Source organism: Candidatus Symbiopectobacterium sp., from assembly GCF_020054415.1.
Lineage (GTDB): Bacteria > Pseudomonadota > Gammaproteobacteria > Enterobacterales > Enterobacteriaceae > Symbiopectobacterium.
This window is the reverse complement of record NZ_JAHWCO010000542.1, coordinates 1-1,778: the sequence shown is the minus strand read 5'-3', so window position 1 is coordinate 1,778 and position 1,778 is coordinate 1. Positions and strand designations below refer to the sequence as shown.

Genomic DNA, 1,778 nt, shown 5'->3' with positions numbered 1-1,778 from the left:
GGTCGAAATGGACGGTAAGTTATTGATAAAAATGTCGTGTATTGTCGTGCTTTGTTGTGTTTTGTTGCCTGTTTTTTGAGCGATAAATTCAGTCAATATATTGATATTTAAAGTTTTTATGTTATTTAGCTCTGCTATGTGCTGCACAGCCACCGACGCCCAGCGTAAACTGTTGCACGCTGCCGCTAGAACAAAACACGCTATCGGCACCGCTGACCTGTAGCGTGACGTTATCGCCGCTGTTGGTGATGCGACTGCCCGCTCCCTGCGTGTGGATATGACTGCCATCGCCGGCATTCGCCACGCGCGTTGAAGCGCCTTGGCTGGCGAGGTAATTGCGTCTGCCGCTGCTGGTGATGTGGGTGCCACGACCGGCGCTGCTGATTTTTGTCGCATTGCCGCAGTTGGCAATGCGCGCACGATCGCCCAACGCGCAGATGCGGCAGTTTTGCCCGGTATTGCTCATTTTGGCGGCAAAGCCGCTGCTCACCAACTGGCTGCCGTAGCCTGCGCTGGCGATTCTGCCGTTATCACCGGATTGACCGATAAAGTTGCCGTTGCCGGTGGCGGCCAGATTGCTTTGAAAGCCGGAGCAGCAAATATTCAAAGCGTGATCGCAGCTGGCAAATTGCAAGGTACACGACAGCATTGGCGTGAAGCGGCCACTGGCGTGGCAGCGTGGGGTAATGTGCAACTGTTCTGCCTGACTGCGTGTCAGCTGCGCTGCCAGGGTTCGCGCACTGCCTATCTCCTGTTCGAGAAACGGCAGGGCGCCAAAGTTGTGCGCGTAGGCATAATCCGCCAAACTTTCCAGCCAGGCGCTGCGGCCATCGCCAATCAGCGCCTCGTGAATCGCCTGATAGCTGCCGCCCGTTTGAAAACGTTTCAGGAACCAGCGATACAAGTCGCGGCTAACGTGCAGTGCACGCAACTGCTCACGAGTGATGTGCGGTTCTCCATGGGTCGGCATCATGGGTGCTCCATTAGTGCCTGTGGTAGCCATCGACCATACTGCGGAAGGTCTGGTTCGGTGTGCGCCCTATGGTGCACAGATAGAGATGCCCACAGATAAAGAACACGCTGAGTACCGCCAGCATAAAATGCACCGGCAGCAGCTAGGCTTTCACCAAAATCCATCCGGCGGGCAGCCACAGAGGGTTATGCAACGCTACCCCTGAGAGCAGCAGTAGCGGCACCAGACTGTACATCACCCCCAGATAAGCCACCTGTTGTAGCGGGTTGAACTTGGCGCGCGGTGTGGCCGGGAATGGATGATCTTCACCTTTGATAATGCCGTAAAGATAAAAGCGCACTTGCAGAAAAGCTCGCTGGCCCCACCCCTGTCGCTCGATAACGTAGTGGTGCCCGTTGCCACCCAGCGCGTTAATCAGCACAAACGCCAGTCAGCACACCAGCAACAGATAGCAGCACAGGCTGTGCAGTGACACCAGAAGCGCGGTATCGTGCGCGCCGAGCAGTGCAAAGTGGTTGATAAAAACGCTCGCCAGCAACAGGATAAACAGCAGCGCGTTGCTCCAGTGCCACAAACGGTCGTGTATTCAATGAGTTGATGTAGCATCAAACGTAGTACTCGCGTTCGATGTAAGTACCGATGATCCTATCGTGCATTTCGGATTATTTTGAATATCCGAGCGTCTTGCGATTGAGCCGTTGCAATCGGTTACGCAGTGTCAGATGTGCACGCTCAATACGCTGTGTATACAGCTTGGTAACAATGTGTTTTACTTTTGGAAGTTCGTCGTTGTAAGCCCTGTAGC

At 54.4% G+C, this 1,778-nt stretch carries 2 protein-coding genes and 1 pseudogene; all 3 read right to left on the bottom strand.

Features of this window, described 5'->3' with window-relative positions; all coding sequences use genetic code 11:
• Positions 1-121 precede the first annotated feature (121 nt).
• Positions 122-1,003, bottom strand: a complete 882-nt coding sequence (locus tag QZ506_RS15980) for a subunit of oxidoreductase (RefSeq protein WP_291972398.1) — start codon at positions 1,001-1,003, stop codon at positions 122-124.
• Positions 984-1,550: pseudogene (gene phsC, locus QZ506_RS15975) on the bottom strand (thiosulfate reductase cytochrome B subunit); the annotation flags it as partial. The pseudogene phsC and the gene QZ506_RS15980, both read right to left, overlap by 20 nt.
• 85 nt (positions 1,551-1,635) lie before the next feature.
• Positions 1,636-1,778 (bottom strand): IS1 family transposase (locus QZ506_RS15970; RefSeq protein WP_291972400.1); only part of this gene is annotated, 143 nt, incomplete at its 5' end.

Excerpts from the sequence above, each read along its gene's own strand:
- QZ506_RS15980 (WP_291972398.1), bottom strand. The coding sequence starts at position 1,003 with ATGGCTACCACAGGCACTAATGGAGCACCCATGATGCCGACCCATGGA.